The organism is Sorangium aterium (genome assembly GCF_028368935.1).
In the GTDB taxonomy this organism is placed as follows: domain Bacteria; phylum Myxococcota_A; class Polyangia; order Polyangiales; family Polyangiaceae; genus Sorangium; species Sorangium atrum.
In genome coordinates, this window is record NZ_JAQNDK010000001.1 from 1907819 (window position 1) to 1929154 (window position 21336).

General features: G+C 71.1%; 18 protein-coding genes. 7 read left to right on the forward strand and 11 right to left on the reverse strand.

Annotated elements, in window-relative coordinates; genetic code table 11:
* Positions 1-29 precede the first annotated feature (29 nt).
* Together POL72_RS06920 and POL72_RS06925 are read right to left on the reverse strand one after the other, a co-directional pair.
* Positions 30-1133 carry a hypothetical protein gene (locus POL72_RS06920; RefSeq protein WP_272094228.1) on the reverse strand — a complete coding sequence of 368 codons (1104 nt, stop codon included), beginning with the start codon at positions 1131-1133 and terminating at the stop codon, positions 30-32.
* A gap of 97 nt (positions 1134-1230) precedes the next feature.
* The gene (locus POL72_RS06925; protein ID WP_272094229.1) at positions 1231-2070 is read right to left on the reverse strand and encodes a formylglycine-generating enzyme family protein; all 840 of its coding nucleotides are present in this window, start codon (positions 2068-2070) and stop codon (positions 1231-1233) included.
* 109 nt (positions 2071-2179) lie between these two features.
* On the opposite strand from POL72_RS06925, the gene POL72_RS06930 reads away from it, so the two are divergent.
* Entirely contained in the window at positions 2180-2446 is a 267-nt protein-coding gene (locus tag POL72_RS06930; RefSeq protein WP_272094230.1) for a hypothetical protein, read from the forward strand.
* Between the two features lie 338 nt (positions 2447-2784).
* On the opposite strand, the gene POL72_RS06935 is transcribed toward POL72_RS06930, so the two are convergent.
* Positions 2785-3162, reverse strand: coding sequence for an STAS domain-containing protein (locus POL72_RS06935; RefSeq protein ID WP_272094231.1), 378 nt, complete (start codon positions 3160-3162; stop codon positions 2785-2787).
* Between the two features lie 351 nt (positions 3163-3513).
* Here POL72_RS06935 and POL72_RS06940 point away from each other — a divergent pair, with 351 nt between their 5' ends.
* The 3 genes from POL72_RS06940 (at position 3514) to POL72_RS06950 (ending at position 7719) form a co-directional block, all read left to right on the forward strand.
* Positions 3514-5337 carry a MutS-related protein gene (locus POL72_RS06940; RefSeq protein WP_272094232.1) on the forward strand — a complete coding sequence of 608 codons (1824 nt, stop codon included), beginning with the start codon at positions 3514-3516 and terminating at the stop codon, positions 5335-5337.
* A 1-nt stretch (position 5338) separates the two neighbouring features.
* Positions 5339-6322, forward strand: coding sequence for a hypothetical protein (locus POL72_RS06945; protein WP_272094233.1), 984 nt, complete (start codon positions 5339-5341; stop codon positions 6320-6322).
* A gap of 266 nt (positions 6323-6588) precedes the next feature.
* Entirely contained in the window at positions 6589-7719 is a 1131-nt protein-coding gene (locus tag POL72_RS06950; protein ID WP_272094234.1) for a hypothetical protein, read from the forward strand.
* A gap of 228 nt (positions 7720-7947) precedes the next feature.
* On the opposite strand, the gene holA is transcribed toward POL72_RS06950, so the two are convergent.
* Together holA and POL72_RS06960 are read right to left on the reverse strand one after the other, a co-directional pair.
* A complete protein-coding gene (holA, locus tag POL72_RS06955; RefSeq protein ID WP_272094235.1) occupies positions 7948-9024 on the reverse strand; it encodes a DNA polymerase III subunit delta in 1077 nt (358 codons plus the stop codon).
* Positions 9025-9115: 91 nt separating this feature from the next.
* On the reverse strand, positions 9116-9637 hold the full coding sequence (locus POL72_RS06960; RefSeq protein ID WP_272094236.1) for a hypothetical protein: 522 nt from the start codon (positions 9635-9637) through the stop codon (positions 9116-9118).
* A gap of 54 nt (positions 9638-9691) precedes the next feature.
* Here POL72_RS06960 and POL72_RS06965 point away from each other — a divergent pair, with 54 nt between their 5' ends.
* Entirely contained in the window at positions 9692-10942 is a 1251-nt protein-coding gene (locus POL72_RS06965) for an ArsB/NhaD family transporter (RefSeq protein WP_272094237.1), read from the forward strand.
* A gap of 52 nt (positions 10943-10994) precedes the next feature.
* On the opposite strand, the gene POL72_RS06970 is transcribed toward POL72_RS06965, so the two are convergent.
* Positions 10995-11192, reverse strand: coding sequence for a hypothetical protein (locus tag POL72_RS06970; RefSeq protein WP_272094238.1), 198 nt, complete (start codon positions 11190-11192; stop codon positions 10995-10997).
* A gap of 294 nt (positions 11193-11486) precedes the next feature.
* Here POL72_RS06970 and POL72_RS06975 point away from each other — a divergent pair, with 294 nt between their 5' ends.
* Both POL72_RS06975 and POL72_RS06980 read left to right on the forward strand, forming a co-directional pair.
* A complete protein-coding gene (locus tag POL72_RS06975) occupies positions 11487-12248 on the forward strand; it encodes an SDR family oxidoreductase (protein ID WP_272094239.1) in 762 nt (253 codons plus the stop codon).
* A gap of 140 nt (positions 12249-12388) precedes the next feature.
* The gene (locus POL72_RS06980; protein ID WP_272094240.1) at positions 12389-14542 is read left to right on the forward strand and encodes a hypothetical protein; all 2154 of its coding nucleotides are present in this window, start codon (positions 12389-12391) and stop codon (positions 14540-14542) included.
* Between the two features lie 160 nt (positions 14543-14702).
* Here POL72_RS06980 and POL72_RS06985 read toward each other — a convergent pair whose 3' ends face one another.
* From POL72_RS06985 to POL72_RS07005, 5 genes are all read right to left on the reverse strand, one after another.
* Positions 14703-15545 (reverse strand): CPBP family glutamic-type intramembrane protease, encoded by an 843-nt coding sequence (locus tag POL72_RS06985; RefSeq protein WP_272094241.1) that lies wholly within the window; start codon positions 15543-15545, stop codon positions 14703-14705.
* Positions 15546-15599: 54 nt separating this feature from the next.
* Positions 15600-16571: an OmpA family protein gene (locus tag POL72_RS06990; protein ID WP_272094242.1), complete on the reverse strand. Its 972-nt coding sequence runs from the start codon at positions 16569-16571 to the stop codon at positions 15600-15602.
* Positions 16572-16588: 17 nt separating this feature from the next.
* Entirely contained in the window at positions 16589-16990 is a 402-nt protein-coding gene (locus tag POL72_RS06995) for a DUF4398 domain-containing protein (RefSeq protein WP_272094243.1), read from the reverse strand.
* Positions 16991-17092: 102 nt separating this feature from the next.
* Positions 17093-18997, reverse strand: coding sequence for a DEAD/DEAH box helicase (locus tag POL72_RS07000; protein WP_272094244.1), 1905 nt, complete (start codon positions 18995-18997; stop codon positions 17093-17095).
* 246 nt (positions 18998-19243) lie between these two features.
* Positions 19244-21181, reverse strand: a complete 1938-nt coding sequence (locus POL72_RS07005) for a glycoside hydrolase family 9 protein (protein ID WP_272094245.1) — start codon at positions 21179-21181, stop codon at positions 19244-19246.
* Positions 21182-21336 lie beyond the last annotated feature (155 nt).

Below are 21336 nucleotides of genomic sequence, written 5' to 3' on the forward strand. Positions count from 1 at the left end.
TACGACGGTTTGCGACGATCCGGAGCGAGTCAAAAGCGCCCTTGCGCGCCGAGGACCGTTCCCGACGGCCCCACCTGAAGCACGGTTCCGCGGAGCCACATCGTGCCAGAGGGGCTCGCGGGCGCGGCCCGGCCGGGGGCCGTCAAGCCGAGCACCGCCGCCGCGCCGAGCGCTGTGAGCCCCACACCGAAGCTGACGGTGCTCACCAGAGCCATCGTGCTCCCTGTCTGCGCGGCGTCGAGCCCTGTCGCATCGCAGCTCTTCGGATTGCTGGCCCGGATAGCGCTGCCGCAGTGCTCGCTGACGACCGACCTCTTGCCGAGCACGAGCGCGCCCATCACCCCGCCGGCCACGAGCCCTGCCACGCCAAGCCCGCCTGTCACGTAAGCCGCCGTCCGAAAGCCCTTCCCGGCTGTCGCCGCCGCCGGGGCCTTCTGCGCGGCCGGCGCCTGGCTCTGCGTCCCGGCCGGGGACGTCGCCCGCGCCGGCGGCTGCGCGGGGGCGTCGGGCGCCGGCGGCCGCGCGGGGGCGTCGGGCGCCGGCGCGAGCTGGATCTCCAGCATCAGCGCCTTCGTCTCGCCCTCGGCGATCGTGACGCGTTGTTCCCACGGGGGCCCTCCCGGCGCCCGGGTCGACATGCGATGTTCCCCCGGATCCACCGGCAGCGCGACGCCCAGCGAGGCCGGCCCCAGGGGGCTGCCGTCGCGCAGCACCACAGTGCCCGGCGGCGCTCCTGCCGGCAGGGCGAGCGAGAGCCTCGGCACGCGCGACGCGAGCCGCTCGCGCTCGTCTCTCGCCACCTTCGGTCGATGTCCTTGACGGGCCTTTTGCGCCGGCGACATCCGCTCCACCCAGGCAAGGTAATTCCCGAGCTGCGTCACCGCCGTCGCGACGCGGCCCCACCGCGACTCGCACATGGCGAGCGTGAACAGCGTGCCCGGCTGGGGATCGAGCTGCTCGCTCTCGGCGAGCGCGGTGCAGCCTGCCTCGTATCTCCCTGCCCCCATGTCGGCGAGCCCGCGATTGAAGAGCTCCTCCGCGGCCGCGGCGTCCTGCGCTGCAGCGGGCGCGGCGAGCGAGAGCGAGCCGAGGGCCATGAGGACTTGCGTGGACCGGCGGAACCAAAACGTCATGTTCTATCTCACCAGGCAGGAGAAGGGGCCTCGGAGCGAATGGACGACCGTCCGGCAGGGGCGCGCGCAGATCACCGGAGGCCCCGGCGCCGGGCGCCTACGGCGTCCTCACGCAGCGGAAGCCGATCGCGCGGCCGTTGTCGTTCGCAGGGTAATGACCGCGGGATGACGTAGTCAGCCTGGACGACTCGTCGTTCCAGCCTCCGCCCCGGATGATCCGCTGCCCGTGGGCCGCCAGCTGAGCGCAATCGGTGCATGGAGTAGGATAACCTAAATACGAGTCCAGCGTCCATTCCGACATGTTGCCTGCCAGATCCGCGTGTCCCCACCTCCCGTCACCCAGGGGCGATTTCGACCCGACCGTCTTCATATGGGTGTACATGCACAGCGTGGGCCCCCCGGGGAGACAATCGTGCGCGGCGTGGTCCACATCGAGCGTCGTCGAGGACGGCGGGGCGGACCATGGATAGACTCGCTGCTCACTCCCGCCGGCAGCCGCGTAGTTCCACTCCGCCTCCGTCGGCAGCCTGCCCCCGTCCCACGCGCAGAAGGCGAAGGCCACGTACCAGGTGATGCAGTTCATCGGCAGGCGCTCGTTGGCGTCGGGCGTATCGGTCCACGTGCTGTAGCTGGAGGTGCATCGGATCGCCGACCTGAACACCGCCGGGTCCCGCGGCAGGTTGGCCTCGTCCCAGGCAGAATTCCACCCGCTCCCCACGATCTGCGGGTGCGCGCCCGCGCCCGCCGTCGGCCGGCTCTCTGGATAGGCGTCGACGAACCTCCGGAATCGCCCCACGGTCACCTCGAACCGGTCCAGCTCGAAGCCGCTCACCGTGGCCGGAAACGTGATGTCGTTGCCGCGATCGAAGGTCCCTCCCGGGACCGCCATCGTCGCGCAGCAGCGCTCGTTGCCTTCCGGTCCGCAGGTCTCGGGCAACCCGCCGCAGCTCGGGCGATCGGTGCATGTTCCGACGGCACATAAGGGCAGCGAGCCCGCGCATGGCGCCGAGCTCTCCCACTCGCCGCCATTGCACCGTTGCGGCGTCTTGTCGTCACAGCGACGCTCGCCCGTCGAGCACCCTCCACCGCCTGCGGCGGTGGAGCTGCTCGACGTGGGGGCGGTCGAGCTCGTCGACGGGGGATCGCCGCCCGCGGCGCCGCCGCCCGCGGCGCTGGTCGAGGTCGCGCCGCCGCCGATGCTCCCGGCGCTGTTCGTGTCTGTGTCGCCGCTGCTACGCGTGGCCGTGCTGTCGCCGGCACCTGCGCCACCCGTGCTCCCGGTCGCCGCGGCGCTGCGGTCGTCTGGGATGTAATCGTCGCCGAGCCCGACGAGCGTGCCGCATCCGCTCGCGACAAAGACCAATGCCCCCCACCACCATCCCGCGCGTCTTCCGAGCATCTCGATTCTTACAGCCGCTCCACGGGTGCTGTCCACCAGGGTGCTCGCCGCGGGCGCCACGAGGTGTTGTGTCCTGTCCGGAAGGCGCTCCCGGGACGCGCCGGCTGCGCCCGTGGGCATCCGCGCCTCGAATCGCGCCGGCACCCGGACCGACGGCCCGTACGGCGGTATCGGGGGCGGCGCGGTCTTCGCGGGAGACCGAGCGTGGCCGGCTCCGGCGCACGAGCCCCTCCGAGCGCAATCAGCGCCGCGTCAGAAGAGCCCCTGTTCGCGCATGCATGCCTTCAATGCCTGACGCAAATTCTGGTACAGGCGGAGGTGGTCGAGCCCGACGCCGAGGCCGACGAGCGTCTGGGCGACATCGGCCCGGACGCCCACGAGGACCCCAGTTGCGCCGAGGAGCCCCACGGCGCCGACGATCCGGAGGAGATGGTCGCTGGTGGCCGTGTCGATCACGGCGATGCCGGTGAGATCGAGGATGACATAGCGGGCCTGTGTCCGCACGACCGCGTCGAGCAGCTCCGACGTCATCCTGCTGACGCGTTCGGCGTCGAAGTGCCCGAGCAGCGGCAGCGTCACGATGCCGTCCCAGACCTCGATCACGGGCGTCGAGAGCGCGTGAATGGTCATCTTTTGCGCCTCGATCTCCTTCCGCGCGGCCTCGAGGGAGACGATCGTGCCGCGCTGGAAGTCGATCTGCTGCTTCGCCGCCTCGATCTCGTTGCGCGTGTGGATGAGCGCCGAGACGTCGCGCTGGATCCCGAGGACGTACGGGGCCGTGCCGTCCGGAGCTCGCTCGAGCGGGATGAGCAGCGTCTCGACCCATGTCAGTGAGGAGCGGACCTCGATGTCGCCCAGTCGCTGCTTCTCCAGCCGTTCGTCCCCAGAAGCCCGATGGCGCCGCGGCAGCGCGCGGCGCCACTATTTTCATCGGTGTTCCCCGCGCGGGGAACTTTTCCTGCGAGCGCGGGTCGTCTGCTCATGCACCCGATCCGCGCGCAGGTCCCCGCCGAGAGCATTGCCCGCCCGCCCGAGCCCGGTAGGGCCCACGCGCCCGACGTGCCCTACGCGCCCGCGCTCCCGTCCACGGACAGGATCCCCAGCCTGCTCTTCGTGGACCCGCCCGCGCGGGCCGATCTCGACGAGCTGCGGCAGTCTCTCTCGTTCGCGTTCACCAGCGGCGTCTCCGGAGGGCTCTTCGGCCAGGCGCTCGATCGGGCGCCCATCGCGCCCTCCACGTGGGATCCGAAGAGCTTCGCGCCCGACCTGTTCCTGGAGGAGCTCGTGGCCCGGTGCTTCCGCGTCCGCGTCGGGGGGCACGAGGCCGTCGTCCACCGAGGGTTCATCCTCCGCGTCCTCTCGCGGCCCCCGAGCGACACGCGCGTGACCGAGCTCCGGAGGGGGATCCTCCACGAGCTCTCGGGCTCACCCACGTTTCGCCGGCAGCTCGAGAGGCTCTACACGGCCTCGTGCCGATTGCGGGGCGCGCTCGAGGGCGCGGTGGCAGGGAAGAAGTTCGATCCGACGCGGCGGCAGCTCGACGTGCTCGCGATCGTCAAAGAGGTCTTCGACCTGATGAGCGAGTCATTCGAGGGCGCCCGATCGGGCCTCTCCCGGCTGCGCGATTTCGGGCAGGCGGTGCAGGCGACCGAGGGATATCGATCGATGGCCGATCTCCTCGATTACGACGAGCACCTCGCGACGCTCCGCCTGGACATCCGCGTCGGCGCCGACGGCCGAATCCGAGGCTTCGACGTCGTGACCGTCCGGGAGCGGCAGGAGAACCCGTTCGTCCTGTCGCCGGTGCGGCGCTGGCTCGCGAAGCTCGAGATGTTCTTCCGTGGGTACAGCTTTGGCGACGGAGAGGTCATGGCGAGGCTCGTCGACGCGGTGTTCGAGGGCGTCGAGGATCAGGTCGTCAAGCTGGTCCCGCTCGTCGGAGAGATGGAGGTCTACCTGGGAGCGCTCGGCTTCCGGGATCTCGCCGAAGCGGCGGGGCTCGAGGTCTGCCTGCCGGAGCTCCGGTCCGGAGCGGAGGGCGAGCGCGTGCTCCTCGGCCTCTTCAATCCGCTCCTCGTCGCCGGCGGAGGGAAGGCGGTGCCGTGCGACGTCGTGACCGATCGGGCCGACACGACGCTGCTGGTCACGGGGCCGAACTCGGGCGGAAAGACTCGCCTGCTCCAGTCGGTGGCGCTGACGCAGCTCCTCGCGCAGGCAGGCATGTTCGTGCCGGCGCGCAGGGCGAGCGTTGCCCGCGTCCCGGGGCTCGTGGTGTCGCTCATCCAGGAGACGAAGTTCGATCAGAGCGAGGGGCGGCTCGGCATGGAGCTCCTCCGGATCCGGGCGCTCTTCGAGGAGCTCGGCCCGGGAGCGATGGTGATCCTCGACGAGCTCTGCTCGGGGACGAACCCGTCCGAGGGGGAGGAGATCTTCGAGCTCGTCGTCACGCTGCTCGAGAAGCTCCGCCCGCAGGCGTTCATCACCACGCATTTCCTGACGTTCGCGGCGCGGCTCGAGCGGGAAAAGGCGATAAGGAACCTCCGTTTCGTCCAGGTCGAGCTCGACGCGGCGCAGAGGCCCACGTACCAGTTCGTCGACGGCGTGGCCGCGACCTCGCTCGCGGCCCAGGCAGCGGCCCGGCTCGGCGTGACCCGCGGCGAGCTCGAGGGCCTCATCGATCGCAACATCGATCGCAACCTGCTCGCCTCCCGAGCGCTGTCCGTCGTGGGTCGGGACTCCGCGTTCGCGGGTCCTTCCGTCGTGGGTCGGGACTCCGCGTTCGCGGGTCCCTCCGGGGAGAGCTGACGTGGCGACGTTCCTCACGACGGAGCGGATGAACCCCGCGCTCCGCGCGCGCGTGGAGCGGGCCGCCAGCCACCGGACGCGCGCGCGCCATCACGCGGCTCGCGCCGGGATCAAGGGGACGTTCGCGAGCGACAAGCGGATCGGGCGCGCGCGGCTGCTCACGCTGCTGACGGCGGCGGCCGTCGTGCTCCTCGCGGTCGCGATGTACCTCCAGGATCGCCGCGCCATCGAGGCCGAGCGGCGCGCCCTTCTGGCCGTGCTCGACGAGCGCCGCGCGGAGTTCCCGGCGGGCTACGAGGGCTTCGTCGAGGCGACGGATCGCTGGATCGGGGAGGCCGCGAGCGACGGGGACCCCGCCGATGTCGTGGACCCTTCGCTCCGCGCTCCAGGGGCGCTCGACGCCCTGCTCCACCGGCCCGCCGTGTACGTGCGCGCGCCTCGCGCCGAGCTGCGCGACGCGCGCAAGATCGACGACGCCGCGCGCGGATCCGACAAGGATGCGTTCCTCCTGTGCCTCCTGAAGCCTCCGCCCTCGCCCTCGGAGCGCGATCTGCTCACGAAGGTGCGAGGCGTGTATTTCGGCGGGACCAAGGTCGACGAGGAGACAGCGAACGTCCGCCGGCTCGCCGAGGCGCGGCTCGGCCTCGCGGTGCTCGGCCCCGTGTTCGAGGGCTCGGTGCGCGCGGCCCGCGACGTCGCGGCGCTAAGGAGGCACCGCAACGAGCTGGATCGATCCCCGATCGAGCTGGCGAAGAAGGCGGCCGGCGCGGAGTTGCTGATCATCGTGGCCGACAGCCCGGTCGAGAGCACGACGTCCGCGAGCTCGGCGCGCGTCTCGCTCGTGGATCTCGCGGCGAAGAAGGTGCTTTTGCGCGTGGGCCGGCGGGTCGACCAGCAAGGGCTCTCCCCGACGGGCGTGCTCCATCGCGAGCAGATCGAGGGCTGCGGCCTCGCCTTCGCGGTGCGGCGCAGCGTCGAGAAGTGAAGGCTTCGATCCCCGGCGCGGGAGCCGCTCGCGGCGCTGCGCTGGGCGGCGCTGGCGCCGGCGCTCCTGCTGCTCGCGGCGGGGGTGGGGGCAGTGACGAGCGAGGAGAAGCCGGGCTGTGAGGGGTGGCGGGCCGCCTCGGCGGGGGACGAAGGTCGTGGTGGAGCTGCCACGTGGGGATGCTGGACGGGGGTGAGGCACCGGACGGGGCACTTTCGCACCGTGGTAGGCTGCTCTTCGCTACCGAAGGATCCAGAACAACGCCGATGCTGCGCAAAAAACAACCCGGGAACAATCATCAGACAAAGAAGAACACGACCCTCAGCGGTGCCACCCAGACCGGTGCCAGCAAGATGAATTCGGATCGCGGCCGCGCCGCGACCAAGACGAATATCCCCCTCACCAAGCAGGCCCCCGCCGCGACGACCCTGACCGCCGCCCCCACTCCCTCGACCTCCAGTACCTCCGCGGCGCGACCCCCGCCTCCGCCGATGACACCCGATCAGGCGCAGGTTACGGCCTACAACAGCCGGCGACGGCCGACCCTCGATCATCTGCCCGCTGACCGCTGGTGGAAGCTCTTCATTGACAGCAAGCATCACGGCGAGGCCCAGAAGACGAAAAAGCCGGAGGCGTTCTACGACAACGACAAGTCGCCCGGGTACAGCAGCGCCATCATGGACGTGTTCGATAATGTGCTGCTCAGCGACGGGCCTCACTTCAAACGCAGACTGGACGCTGAATATTATCGATTCCTGCATGAGAAGGTCACAGCTGGCGTGACCATCAACGAGGGCGGAAAGCAATGGAGTGAGTACGAGGACGGCAGGCAGACCTCGTTCGGGTCATATGACTGGGACAGCTGGCCCACGGGGGATACCCGCGCCTATGGCATCAGGGAAGCGGACGTCAAGGCGGCCATCGAGGAGATGAGGCGGGAGGGGCTCATCTACACTCCTGACGACGTCAACATACGAAAGCTGAGCCAGGAAGATCAGGACAGGATTGGCGTGCACCTGCTCGACAGCAATGGCACGATGAGCGCCGCTTACCGCCCGGGCGAGGCCGAGAAGCGCGTGAAGGCCATCCTGGAAAGGTACAACAAGGAGATCAAAGCGGCGAAGACACACGACGCCGCGCTGGCCGCGATCGCCAGGACCGTCCGGGCCCTCCACGTCGGGCATTTCTTCCGCGATGCCAACGGCAGGCTCAACATCTACGTCGTCCTCAACAAGCTCCTCACCGACGAGGGGTACAGCCCGGTGATCCTGCCCTATGGCCCGGAGGTCTTCGGCGGAATGAAGACCATCGACGAGCTGGTGAAGGACATCAAGGACGGCATGAATGACTTCTGGGACGAGGTGGACGACGCTCGCAATCGGGAGCGCGTGCAGTAGAGCGGTGACCGTCGAGCCCGACGGGACACGCTTACCTGCTGAAATCGCTCGGTTTTCCGCCTCAGAAAATGTGTGGGTAAGCCATTGAGACCCGGGACGGGACCACGGCGGGGGCGCAATCGGCAGCGGCGCAGAGCTCGATGGCGGGGCGAAGACGTCGGCGACGCGCACGGAGCCACCCACGGCGGCGCTCTCGATGAGCGCGCGGCGCCCCCCGCCCTCTCCCGCTCAGCGCGCGCACATCTCCATCAGCATCGTCTCCAGCACCGCCTGCGCCGGGCGGCGGCTGCTCTTCAGCGCGAGATCCGTCTCCGCGAGCACGCGCATCCAGCCGGCGAGCGCGCCCTTCGGGAGCTGGCGGACCGACTGCGCCACGTCGTTCGCCTTGAAGGGGGCCACGCCCGCGCGCTGGGCGGCCTCGGCCTGGCTCGCGCCCCCGGCGAGCGCCGACTCGAACTTCACCATCTGCCGCACCGACCACGACACCGCCCCGAGCAGCCGCAGCCCGCCGTCGCGCGGATCGTAGGCGTCGGCGAGCGCCGCGAGCGCGCGGTCGAGGCGCCGCTTCCCGAGCGCGTCGATCAGCTCCCAGACGGTGCTCTGCCGGACGCGGATGACCACCTGGGCGATCGCGTCCTCGGTGATCGGCTGCTTCGCCCCGACGTACAGCGAGAGCCGCTCGAGCGCGTCGACAACGTAGCCGAGCTCGGGCCCGGCGAGCTCGGCGAGCTGATCGGCCACGTCGGGCGCGATCGGGTTGCCCTTCTCGCGGGCGACGGTCGCGATGAAGCCGGGCAAGGCGCGGCGGTTCAGGGCCTCGCACCCGACAAGGAAATCGCCCTTCTTGGCCGCGGTCACGAGGCGACGCTGGCCGTGGAGCTTCGTCGCGACGAGCACGAGGACCGCGCTCGGCGACGGCGCCTTGGCGTACTCCGCGAGCGCGTCGAGCGGGCTCAGCTGCTTCGACACGCCTCGTTTGCCGCTCGCGCCGCTCGCGCCGCGCTCGTCGTCCCCCTCGCCGTCGTCGCCCTCGTCCTTCTTCTCCCAGCGATCGACGCCGCGGACGAGCACGAAGCGGCGCGGGCCCATCATCGGGAGCATGCGGGCGGCGCCGAGGATCGACTCGATGGGCGCGTCGCCCGCGGTGAACTTGTCCTCGTTGAAGCCGGCGATGCCCCCCTTGGCCGCCGCTTCCCGGATCGCGCTCACCACGCGATCGACAAGCCAGCGCTCCTCCCCCAGCACGAGGTAGACGGGGCGGAGGGCGCCGGTGGCCGCTTCCTTCAAGGCTTGGTCGGGCGTCACCGCTCCGGCATCGGGCGTTCAGGCGGGTGCGTCAAGGGCGCCGCGCTCGCCCCCGGCGCCGGCGAGCCCGCGAGCCCGGCCCTCCCCTCGATCACGGCAGCGAGAACGGGACATCGACGCGCACGTTCGCCCCTGGCGGCGGGACGGCGACCGCCGGGAGCGCGTCGACCACGCAGGCCGTGACCTCGGGGCTCGACGCCTCGCGGTCCTCGATGATGCCGCGCGCGAGCTGCCGGCCCCGCGCGTCGAACGTGAGGTTGAAGATGTACTTCACCCCGCGCGGCGCCGGCCGCGCCGCGGCCGCCGGCTTGTAGCAGCGCTCGATCAGGGCCGGCCTGTGCGCCTCGAGCGCCCGCGCGGCCTGCATCGCGACCTGCTCGCGCGGCACGCTCGGCGCTGGCGCCTGGAGCGGGCGCGCCGACGCGCCTGCTCCAGGCGCCAGCGCCGCCCCGGCGGAGGACACCGCATCGGCAGGCTGCCAGGGCGCTCCCCCGACCGGGCGCGGTTCCGTGGGGACGCCGGCTGGGCCGTGGCGAAGGCCGAGATAGACCGCGGCGGAGATCATGGCGCTGCCGAGGAGGATCGCGGTGGGGGTCGAGAGCTGCCTGCCCATGCCTTGGCATTCCCAGTTTGACAGGATCCCCCCCGACGACTCTAGATCCGCGCCGTGTGGTCCGTCCTGCTCGTATTCGCCGCCACGTACGTGCTCATCGCGGCGCGGCGCCTGTCGATCCTTCCCATCGGACGCCCGGCCGGCGCGCTCGCGGGCGCGTGCGCCATGGTCCTCCTGAGCGCGATCGAGCCGGGCGCCGGCCTGGACCCGCAGGAAGCGTTCGCCGCGATCGAGCCGAACACCATCGGCCTGCTGCTCGGCATGATGCTGCTCTCGGCGTCGCTCGACGCCGCGGGGGTGTTCGAGCGCGCCGCCGCGTGGGTCGCCCGGCGGGACCTGTCGCCGGTCCGCCTGCTCTACCTCGTCACGGTGACCTCCGGGCTCGCCTCCGCGGTGCTGCTGAACGACTCGGTCTGCGTGATGCTGGCGCCGCTCGTCGACCGGACCGCCCGGCGCGCGGGGCTCGAGCGGGCGCCGTACCTCCTCGCGCTCGCGATGGGCGCCAACGCCGGCAGCGCGCTCACGCTCGCCGGCAACCCCCAGAACATGCTCGTGGGCCACCTCTCCGGCATCTCGTACCGCACGTACCTGCTGGAGGCGGGCCCCGCCGCGCTGATCGGGCTCGCCGTCACGGCCGTGACGCTGCACCTGCTGCTCCGGCGCCGCATCGCGGTGCGGACGCCCGCGCCCGAGCCCGCGCCCGAGCCCGCGTCGACGCGAGGCGACCGGCCGAGCGCCCTGGCGCCGCTCGCCTGCATCGTGGTCGTGTCGGCGCTGTTCATGCTCGGCGCGAACCTGGCGTGGACGGCGATCGGCGGCGCGACCGCGGTCATCCTGCTCCACCGGCGCGACGCGAACGGCCTGTTCGAGCGGGTGTCGTGGACCGTGCTCGTCTTCTTCGGGGCGCTCTTCATCGTCGTGGCGGGCCTCCAGAAGACCGGAATGCCCGAGCAGGCGCTGCGCGCGGCCAGCCCATTCTTCCCCTCCGGGCCGACGCTGGGCCTGCTCGGGCTGAGCATCGCGATGCTCGCCGGGTGCCAGATCGTCTCGAACGTGCCCTTCATCCTTCTCGCGGACTCGTACATCCGCAGCCAGCCCGATCCGCACCTCGCCTGGATCACGACGGCGCTGGTCTCCACCCTCGCGGGCAACCTCACGCTGCTGGGCTCGGTGGCCAACATCATCGTCGTGGAGACGGTGGGCGCCGAGCGCGAGATCGGCTTCCGCGCTTACGCCAGGGTGGGTGTCCCGGTGACGCTCGCCTCGACCGCCGCGGCGCTCGCCTGGCTCCTCGTCGTACGCTGAGCGGCGCCGCCACCCCGCCGCGCCATCCCCCGCAGCGCAAGCGCCGCGGCGATCACAGCGGCGCCTGCTCGCGCAGGCGCAGCCGGCGATACCGCACCCCAGCGCGCGCGAAAGGGCGCCGCGCCGGCGACCTGCGCCGAACGTCGAGCCACGCGTGGATCACCGTGATCCCCACGGCAGCACAGAACACGGGCCCCATCGCAAGCATCACCAGGAGCCGCAAAGTTTGCCGGATCGTGCGCTTGTTCATGTGGCCCAGCGTACACCACCCCCGCCAGGCCCCACAGCGGATTGAATTGAAAAACTTCAACTCTGCTGCTGGAAAGACCCATGCTCAAGTTTATACGCGGAAAAATCTTGTATTGCTGGATCCTGCTCGTTTACAGCTGGGGGTGACCGACCTCGACCATCTGTCGACCCTTCTGCCGCGCGGCCAGCGGTCCGCGCCCGCGCGGCAGGGAGGCTCCCGGAGGCGCGCCAGAGCGGCCGACCTCCTTCGCAGCGGCGAGCGAACCGCGGTCACCCATCCCCTGGAGAAGCCTGAATGGCGCACGAACTATCCAAACGAGTCGCCCTTGTCACCGGCGCTTCCCGCGGCCTCGGGGCGGCCATCGCCCGCAAGCTCGCGGCCTCGGGCGCGCGGGTCGCGGTCAACTACTTCGGCAGCCGCGAGGAGGCGACCCGCGTGGTCGAGGGCATCCGCCTGGGCGGCGGCGAGGCCGAGGCGTTCCAGGCCGACGTGCGCGACGAGCAGGAGGTCGCCCGGCTCGTGGGCGAGGTGCAGGCCCGCCTCGGCCCCATCGAGGTGCTGGTGATCAACGCGACGGGCCCGCAGCCGTTCGTCAAGCTGGAGGACCTGACCTGGAAGCACTGCCTCGACCAGCTCGAGTTCTTCGTGAAGAGCCCGCTCCTCCTCGCGAAGGCGGTCGTCCCGGGGATGAAGGAGCGCCGGTCGGGGCGGATCATCAACATCGGGTCCGAGGTCTTCGAGCAGGGCGTCCCCGAGTTCTCGAGCTACGTCTCGGCGAAGGGCGCGCAGCTCGGCCTCACGCGCTCCTGGGCGATGGAGCTCGGCCCGCACGGGATCACCGTCAACCAGGTGTCCCCCGGCTGGGTCGTCGTCGAGCGCCACATCCAGGAGGGCGCGAGCGCCGAGGCCATCGAGTCCTACCGGGCGAGCAACCCGCTCCGGCGCATGGGCACGCCGGACGACATCGCCGAGGCCGTCACCTTCCTCGCGTCCGACGCCGCCGAGTTCATCACGGGCCAGAAGCTGTCCGTGAACGGCGGCAGGACCCTGGCCTGAGCGCCTCGAGGCGAGCCCGCACGACACGCACGCTCCGGCGCGGCGGCTCATGCCGGCGCCGAGTTCACCGGCGCTGTCCGTCGACGCGGCACACCGCTGCGAATTTGACACTTCCCGGGCGGGGGCGCTGAAATCGCGGCATGCCCGGCACACTGCAAGAGCTCCTCGAGGTGTGTCCGCCCGAGGTCTTCTCGCTCATCGTGAGCTACCTCGACGTGACCAGCCTGAGCAGCCTGCAGCGCGCCCTCCCGCGCCTGAGGAGCCCACGCCAGGCCTACCAGGAGGACGCGGAGCGGATCTACAGGGCCGCCTTGCAGGACTTCGCGGTGTTGATGGGCAGGGCGCCGCGGGTCGTCTCGGGATCGCTCGGAGCCCCCCCGAGCCCTCGGTTCGAGTTCGATCGGCTGCGCCTGTTGCACCAGGTCGTCCAGCTGACCCTCGCCGGCGTGAACCACGCGATCGGCGAGGAGGCCGAGCTCAACGTGATCACCGGAGAGGACCTGCTCTACACCGTCGGCCGCCTGTCGATGATGATCAACGAGCAGGACTTCCTCGCCAACGACACGCGCGCGATCCCCCTCAACTGGGTGCCTCCGAATTTTCTCAAGGAGCGCACGCACCTCAGCTCGGCGAACATCGAGCATATCTCCCGGGGGCTCACGGCGACCGCCGAGGGGCAGCGGCGCCAGACGGCGCCATTCCGCAGCTACGTCTCCGACGCCAAGTTCCGAGTCTACCAGATCGTGCGCAGGTCGCTCCTGAAGAACCTGGGAGGGACCTTGCCGATCGCGTGGACCCCAGCGGATATGCTGGTGCTCGACCTCGTCCTCCGGATGACCCGTCTCATGGGGGCCAGAGACGCCACCCAGACGATCTTGAGTCTCGCCTCGGCGAACAAGCGCTTCCTCGTCCTCGTCTCGCTCATGCCGCCGGACACGCTGCTCGAGGACGCCCCCCGCCGGGATGCCGTCGTCAAGAGCTTCACCACCCTCGCGAAGGTCCTCGCCCGCAGGAAGAACCTGCTCGAGAACACGTGGGGCAGGAATTACAGCCTCGATGACCTGGCGAAGGCCAAGCGCAACGCGCTCATCACGAACGTGCAGCAGATGGAGAAGGCGTTCGGCAAGACGCTCGACGGCATCGATCTCATGAAGGCGATGCAGAAGCCGGAGTTCCGCAACATGGCCCTCCCGTGGGGCAACGGCCGTCACGTCGGGATGGCGTACGCGGGCTCGGTGCGCCTCATCTTCTCGCAGGCGCTCTCGATCATGCACCGCATCGGCGACGACTCGAGCGCCGCGCTCGACCTGAGCTACGAGCGCATCGTCGACTACCTCGACCTCCTCCCCCCCGCGAGCGTGATCGAGGAGCTGTCGCGTGCGCTCCGCATCCCGGGCCAGGCGAGGAACCCGTTCTTCGGCGAGCTGGCGATCCTGCTCGTGGGCATCGAGGGGAGCCAGAACAACATGACCGTCCTGCAGGCCCCCATGTGCCTGGACCTCGTCGCCAACCGCCACCTCACCTGGGCCCAGGTGCTCTTCCAGCGCCAGGACATCCCCTTCTTCGTCATGGGCGCCGACAAGCCCGAGAAGGGCCTCCGGCCGATGGTGCGCCACAGCCAGATGCTGAGCAACGGCACCCTCTCGAGCGCGGAACAAAACGAAGCGACGTACCCCAAGTTCCAGAGGTTCTTCCAGCGCGAGCTCGACCTCAACCTGCTCTTCTTCAAGGTCTTCTTCCCGCGGATCGCCGTCCACGAAGAGATGGACCAGCTCATCCTCTCGGCCCTCTGCACCGCGCGCTACCTCTGCAGTAAGTTCAACGTGAGCGGGCGAGCCCAGCAGATGATCTTTCACAACCTCGCGCGCGTCCTCACCCAGATGGCCGGCCGCGGCTCCAAGGGCGACGGCAAGTCCACGGGCGAGAGCAGCTCGAAGAAGAAGCTCGACCAGCGCGGGGAGGAGTTCCGCCCGAGCCCCTCCGGCCAGGTGTACCCCGTCCACCTCGGCTTGGCGGACATGGCAAATCAGACCGTCAGCGCCGAGACCATGGCACAGTGGTATTCCGAGATCTCGACGGCGCAGCCCAGCCGCGCGCTGCTCGAGCGGCTGGACCGCGTGATTACCCACCTCGACTGGCAGGTCGCCGAGCAGGAGCCCGATCCGTACGAGCGCGCCGAGTTCGGGAGTCGCGTCCGTGAATATGCGGGGCGCTCGCGGGTGGCCTTCCACACCTGGCAGATGTTCAAGAAGTTCTGCGAGCTCCGCGACGCCCTCTCCCGGCGGGTGTCCTGACGGCTCGCCCCGCGACAGTGCAACGCGCACGCGACAGCGGGTGTGACGAGCCCGCGAGGGGCGAGGCATCCAGGCGTGCTCCTCGAGCCCGTCCGAGGAGGGCGCGCGCGATGCAGCGCCGAAGTTCGGCCATCCGCGGCCGGGCTTCGGGCGGGAAGCGCTAGAGAAGCCCGCGATGGGCCAGGGAGAGGAGGTCCATCGACGTCGCGACGACGATGTGGATGGCGCAGCCGCCCCAGATGGAGTCGCTCTTCAGGCTCACCGTGCCGAGGATGAACCCGGCGAGCACCGAGCCGAGCGCCTCGGGCAGCGGCTTGCCGAAATGGATCATCGCGTAAGGCACCATCATGGCGAAGATCGAGGAGTAGCCGAGCGCGCGGCGGATCCCGTGCAGGAAGAAGCCGCGGTAGAAGAACTCGAGCGCCACGAACTGGGCCGCATAGAGCGCCTCCCACGCCCAGAGCCAGGGCCACAGGCCCTCGCCCGGCGCGAGCTTGTAATAGGGATACTTCGCCTGGAAGGCCGGCGAGAGCGACGCGGCGAAGAGGAACGGGGCCATGACGGCGAAGAGGACGCCGTAGACGGGCAGGTGCCGCGCCGTCCCGCGGACGCGCAGGCCGAAGCTCCGGATCGGTGCCCGCAGCACGAGCTTCGCGACGACGAGGGTCGGTATCAGGTAACCGACGAGGCGGCCGAGCGCCCAGACGATCCGCTGGTGAAAGCGGCGATCCGGCGACGTGTTCAGCGCGTCGTGGAGCCTCGCCGCGGCGCCGTCGAGGCCCAGGGCGCGCAGGCCGTCGACCATCCAGCGCGTGTCGTTCTCGTTGCCAGCGAACCGGACGAAGAGGAGCGCCCCGATCACGGTGAGGAACACGCACACCATCCGGCGGGTGACCTCGCCCGCGGGCGTGGTGGCCCGGTGGTGCGCCGCCTCGGCGTCGAGCCGGTCGCGCAGGTCGATGACGTACTCCTGCCAGATCCGGCGGAAAAAGCGTCCGATCACGCGCCGTGCTTAACACCGCCGGCGCCCCCCGCACAACCGCGGGGGCAGGCGCCGCTATTGCTGGCCGGTGGGATTGACGATGATCTCGACGCGCCGGTTGTTGGCCCGGCCCTCGGCGCTCGTGTTGTCCGCCACGGGGCGATCCGGCCCGTGGCCCACGGTCGCGATCTTGTCCCCGGGCAGCCCCGCCGTGATGAGGTGGGCCTTCACGGCGTCGGCGCGCTCCTGCGAGAGCTTGCGGTTCGCCTGCGCGGAGCCGGTCGAGTCGGTGTGCCCCTCGATCCTGATGGGCGGCGACCCCTGGTCCTTCAGCGTGGCCGCGACCTGGCTGAGCTTCTCCTTGGCGATCGGCAGGAGATCGGACTTGCCCGAGGCGAAGAGCACCGCGCCGGAGAGCGTGATGACCACGCCGCGCTTCTCCTCCTTCACCGCGGCGATCTCCTTGAGGCTCGCGAGCGCCGCGTTCGCGACGCGCTCGGCCTCCCGCCGCGCCGCCTCGGCCTCCTGGCGGCCCTTCTCGGCCGCGGTGCGCGCGCTCTCGGCCTGCTGCCGCGCGCTCTCGGCCTGCTGCTGCGCGGTCTCGGCCTGGGCGCGCGCGAACCGCTCCCGCTCGATCTGCTGCTGGCCGCTGTGCAGCGCGTCCCTCGCGCTGGCGAGCTGCTGCTGCGAGAGATCCTTGAAGGTGTCCTCGGCCGCGGCCTTGTCGCGCTGCGCTTGCAGCAGCGCCGCCGCCGCCTCGGCCTCCTGGGCCTTGCGGTCGGCGATGTACGCGAGATCGCGCGTCTGCGGGGCCTCGGGGTCGTCGCCGAACGCCCCCTCGGCGCGGGAGAGCGCCTGCTTCGCCGTGTCGAGCTGGGCGGGCGCGAGGCGCGAGGCGGCGCCTTCCGCCGCGCGCCTGTAGCTCGCGCGGGCGTCGACGAGCTCCTTCGGCGGGACGGCCGCGCCGCACCCGGACGCCGCGTAGAGCGCGGCGCACAGGGCGAGAGACCGGACAGGCCAGGACGGGTTCTTCACCAGAGAAGCCATCGCAATCACCTCTCGCTTCACTTGACCCCCGTCTGCTTGAGTTTCTCGACCTGCTTCAGCGCCTCCTGCGCCTCGGCCTGCGTGGAGCGCACCTTCGCGAGCGCCAGCGCGAGCTCGGCGTCGGCCTCGGCGCGCTGGAGGAGGCGCGTGGCAGCCCCGTTGTCCTCGGCCTGCATCTGCTGCTTGGCCTGCTCGAGCTGCTCGCGCGCGAGCTTCAGGTGGAGGGTGGCCTGGGGGTCGGACCCGGCGCCCATCTCGTCGGCCGCGCGGATGGCGGCCTGGGACGAGGCGAGCTGGTCGTTCGGCGGAGGCACGGTGCCGCCGCACGCGGCGAGCGCAAGACCGAGCACTGCAGCGAGCACCGCGGCCGGGCTCGCGAGGCGGCGTAGGGGTGGCTTGTTGTTCGGGCTTCGGTTCACCCGGCCGTTGTACAACACCCGAGGTCTCCGAGAAATCAGGAAACCCCTACTATTGCGAGCGATCTCGGCTGTCTGCCCCGGTCCGCCGCGCCAGGAGCGGCGCTACTCGACGCGCATCGAGCTCGCGCGGACGATGCGGATCCGCGCGTCACGCGCGTCGGGCTGGTTGACAGCGCGCGCGAACTCGGGCGCGGCCGGGGAGGCCACCTCGACGACGGACGCGGTGGAGCCGATGCGGATCGCGCCGATCTGCTGGCTCGACACGCCGCCGCGGCGGCACACGAGGGCGAGCAGGCGCCGGGGGTCGGCGCCGTGGCGCTCGCCCCAGTTGACCTGGAAAGGCACGAAGGGGAGGCGCGGGGGCTGCTCCCCGTTGCCTTGACGAACGGCGGGACGAGCGCGCGACGGGGCCTCGGACCAGGGCGGCGCAGACGGCCGGGCGCGCGACGGGGCCCCGGACCAGGGCGGCGCAGACGGCCGGGCGCGCGACGGGGCCCCGGACCAGGGCGGCGCAGACGGCCGGGCGCGCGACGGCGGCTCGGAGCGGGGCGGCGCGACGGCGGTGACGGGCTGCGGAGCGCAGGGGCCGGTGTGCTTCGCCCGCGCGAGGAGGGCCGCGACGAGCTCGGTCGCGTCCATGTCCGCGAGCAGGCGGGCAGCGAGCTCCCTGTGCCGCGCCTCGGGCGCGGGGCCGGACGCCTCGCGCGGGCCGCGCACGTTCGCGTCGACCACGGCCGCATCGACCGCGGCCGCGTCGCCCGCGACCGCATCGCCCGCAGTCGCGCCCTCCAGGCGCACCGCGGCGAGCTCGGCGGCGAGCCGCTCGTCGGCGGCGCGGAGCACGTCGTCCGGCGACGGCGCCGGCCGGAACGTGGCCTCGACGCGAGCGCGCCGGAGCAGCCGCAGCGCGTGCTCTCGCGCGAACGGCGCGACGAGCAGCACGCTCGTCCCCTTGCGGCCCGCCCGGCCGGTGCGGCCGCTCCGGTGCGTGAAGATCTCGGGATCGCCCGGGGGATCGGCGTGGATGACGCGCCCGACCTCGGGGACGTCGATGCCGCGCGCGGCCACGTCGGTCGCGACGAGGGTCGTGATGGCGCCCGAGCGAAACGCGTCGAGCGTGCGCGTCCGCTCGCGCTGCTCGAGGTCGCCGCTCAGGGCGCGCGCGGGCAGGCCGAGCGCGGTGAGCTTGTCGGCGAGCTCGGCGGCGCCCTCGCGGGTGCGGACGAAGACGAGCGTGCGCTCGCCGGGCGCGAGCAGCAGCAGGTTCACGACCGCCGCGTCGCGCTCCGCCGGCAGCACGAGGTGGGCGACGTGGGCGATGTCGCCGTTCGCGGCGCCGGGGCGCGTGCCCTCGACGCTCACGGCGTCGCGCTGGAAGCGATCGGCGAGCGCGCGGACCTCGCGGGAAAAGGTGGCCGACACGAGGTGGGTCTGGCGAGCCTCGGGCATCTTGCCGACGATCGCCTCGAGGTCGTCGCGGAAGCCGAGGTCGAGCATCTGGTCCGCCTCGTCGAGCACGAGGGCGAGGACGCCGCGCGGGTCGAGGGTCCCGCGCTCCAGGTGATCGAGCAGGCGGCCGGGCGTCCCGGCGATGACCAGGGGGTCGCGCCGCAGCGAGCGCGCCTCGTCGCCGAAGCTCGTGCCACCGGTGACGCACGCGACGCGCGCGCCGAGGGGCGAGAGAAGCCAGCTGAGCTCGCCGGCGATCTGCGCGGCGAGCTCGCGCGTCGGCGCGATGATCACCGCGGCCGGAGCCGCCGCGGTGCGGGGCGCGCCGTCGGGCGCGGCCGCGCGCTCGGCGAGGGCGCGCGCGAGGCGGGGGGCGAGCGCGAGGCCGATGGCCACGGTCTTTCCGGAGCCGGTCTGCGACGAGACACGAAGGTCCCGCCCGGCGAGCTCAGGGGCGAGGACGGCCTGTTGGACGGGGGTGAGTGAGGTGAAGCCGCGGCGGGCGAGGGCGCCCGCGAGCGGCGCGGGCAAGGCGTCGAGCGATGAGGCTGGATTCATGAAAGCCGCGCAACCTAGCAGAAGCTGGACGGTTGTCGCGGCCAATCGCTCATCGGGCATGGCGCGGCGCGGCTGCGCGGCGCTCCGGGGGTGGCGGAAATCCCCCACCCTGCCGGGATGATGGAACCGCCAAGGCGCCATAAGACGCCATAAGACGCCGATATTATTATATTTTTGGCGTCCTTGGCGTCCTTGGCGGCTCAAAAGCCCCCACCTTCAGTCAACGTGCCCCCCCCGCGCTCCGGATCACTGGGCGCTCGCCTTGGCCTTCTCGTCCAGCCAGGCCACCGTCCACGCGAGCGGGCTGTTCCAGTTGATGGTGATCTCGTTCGCCGACCACGCCTCGATGTGGTCGATGTAGCACTTCTGCGGGACGCACTTCGCGCGGCCCTCCGCCGCATCGAGCGCCTCTTTCGCCACCGGATCCTCCAGCCCGGAGTTCGGCCCACCAGAGACCGCGCCGGGCGGAGCGGACGGGAACGACGCGTCCAGCTGGTGCGCCCAGAAGCGATGATGCGGGTTCTCGAGCGGGTGCTCGCCGTAGCCGGAGACATAGGACTTGTCCATCGGGTTGCGGCCGAGGAGGTAATCCGCGCCCGACGCGACGCCGTCGAAGTACTTCTGCTCGCCGGTGAAGTCGTGGGCGAGCGCCAGGACCAGCATGTTGTTGAGCACGAAGGAGTTGGAGCCCCAGGGATACCCTTTCTCGTTCGCCTTGAAGGGCACCCGGTACCCCTCCGCCCCGAGGACCTCGAGGTACTTGTCGGCGATGGCGATCAGCTTGGTCCGGGCCGCCTCACGCTCCGCCGCGGCATGCTGGGCCTCGACCACCGCGAGCGAGATGGCGCCCAGCCCGTCGACCTGTCCCCACGTCATGGCGCTGAAGGTGCCGTCCGCGCCGGCGAGCTCCTCGCTGTAGGGCGACGCCGCGAGCTCGGCCTGGTACGCGGCGTCCTTCGTGGTGAGGAAGAGCTCGGCGGCCGCCCAGTAGAACTCGTCGCTCAGCTCGGCGTCTCCGTAGCCGCCGCCGCCCACGACCTTGCTCTCGTCCGGGACGACCTTCGGGTTCGCCTTCGCCGCGGTCCACGCCCGCGTCGCGGCCTCGAGGCACTCGGCCGAGAACCCGGGATCGAGCTCGCGCCAGATGCGCGCGGCCTGGGCCGCGGTGGCGGCCAGGTTGAGCGTCGCCGCCGTGCTCACCGGGCGCAGGAAGCGCGGCTGCGGATCCTCGTGCGGCGGCATCGGCAGGCCGGTCCACTCCAGGTCGTGGATCTTGTGGTGCACCATGCCCGCATTGGTCTGGCCCTCCGGCACCTGCATCGCGAGCATGAACTCGATCTCCCACCGGGCCTCGTCGAGGAGGTCGGGGATCTGGTTCGCGTTCTCGGGGATCTTCAGCTTGCCGTCGCCGAAGTCGTCCGCCGTCGACCCGAGCGCGACGAAGCGCTCGTACTGGTTCAGCAACGTCCAGGCGGAGATACCGCCGTTGACCACGTACTTGCCGTGATCGCCGGCGTCGTACCACCCGCCGGTGACGTCGAGCGTGTACGTGCAGCCGATATCCGCGCCGCACGGGGCCTCGTCCGGCAGGTGCCCCGCCGGGCGAGCGTGGGCGGCGCCGACGTACTGCTCCAGGATCTCGATGCCTGAACGGTTGTGATAGAAGTACGCGAGCGCGTCGTACTTCATCTGAGAGTAGATGGTCGGGCCCACGTCGAACGGGTGGCTCGACACCTCCCCGACACGGAGGGTGTACCCCTCGCCGGGGGTGGTGAAGCCGCTGAAGTCGATGGTGTGCACGTGCTCGCCGGAGCTCGCGTCGTCGCCCACCACCCGGGTCGCGCCGCTGGCGACCACCGTGCCGCCGGCGTCGACGAGCTCCCACGCATGCGGCTTGTCGGCCGCGGCGACGACCGTGGCGACCTTGGCGGCGGCCGGCAGGTACCCGACCTGGTTGACGCGGATCAGCTCGGTGCCCGACGGCGGCACCGTCTCGACCGGCGCCTCGCCGCCCGCACCGCCCGCGCCGCCCGCACCGCCGGCACCACCCGCACCGCCGGCGCCACCCGCACCGCCCGCGCCGCCCGACGCCTCCGCACCGCCCGCGCCGTCTGAGGGGCTGTCGTCGCCGCAGCCAACAGCGGTGAGGCCGCCCGCGAGCGCCAGAAGAAGAGACCCTCCCAACCAAAGCCAAGAACGCTCCCGACGAGCCGACTTCGCAGCCGAAAGACAAAGCATGATGTGTATCTCCAGGTAAAGTTGAAGCCGCGCGACCAGACGCCGCGCACCGAATCTTACAACGCCGCCACCATCAAGGAAGTGGATGTCGGTGTCAAGCG

Excerpts from the sequence above, each read along its gene's own strand:
- POL72_RS06950 (WP_272094234.1), top strand. The coding sequence starts at position 6,589 with ATGCTGCGCAAAAAACAACCCGGGAACAATCATCAGACAAAGAAGAAC.
- POL72_RS06920 (WP_272094228.1), bottom strand. The coding sequence starts at position 1,133 with ATGACGTTTTGGTTCCGCCGGTCCACGCAAGTCCTCATGGCCCTCGGC.
- POL72_RS06940 (WP_272094232.1), top strand. The coding sequence starts at position 3,514 with ATGCACCCGATCCGCGCGCAGGTCCCCGCCGAGAGCATTGCCCGCCCG.
- POL72_RS06980 (WP_272094240.1), top strand. The coding sequence starts at position 12,389 with ATGCCCGGCACACTGCAAGAGCTCCTCGAGGTGTGTCCGCCCGAGGTC.
- POL72_RS06935 (WP_272094231.1), bottom strand. The coding sequence starts at position 3,162 with ATGACCATTCACGCGCTCTCGACGCCCGTGATCGAGGTCTGGGACGGC.
- POL72_RS06970 (WP_272094238.1), bottom strand. The coding sequence starts at position 11,192 with ATGAACAAGCGCACGATCCGGCAAACTTTGCGGCTCCTGGTGATGCTT.
- POL72_RS06975 (WP_272094239.1), top strand. The coding sequence starts at position 11,487 with ATGGCGCACGAACTATCCAAACGAGTCGCCCTTGTCACCGGCGCTTCC.
- POL72_RS07000 (WP_272094244.1), bottom strand. The coding sequence starts at position 18,997 with ATGAATCCAGCCTCATCGCTCGACGCCTTGCCCGCGCCGCTCGCGGGC.
- POL72_RS06960 (WP_272094236.1), bottom strand. The coding sequence starts at position 9,637 with ATGGGCAGGCAGCTCTCGACCCCCACCGCGATCCTCCTCGGCAGCGCC.
- POL72_RS06990 (WP_272094242.1), bottom strand. The coding sequence starts at position 16,571 with ATGGCTTCTCTGGTGAAGAACCCGTCCTGGCCTGTCCGGTCTCTCGCC.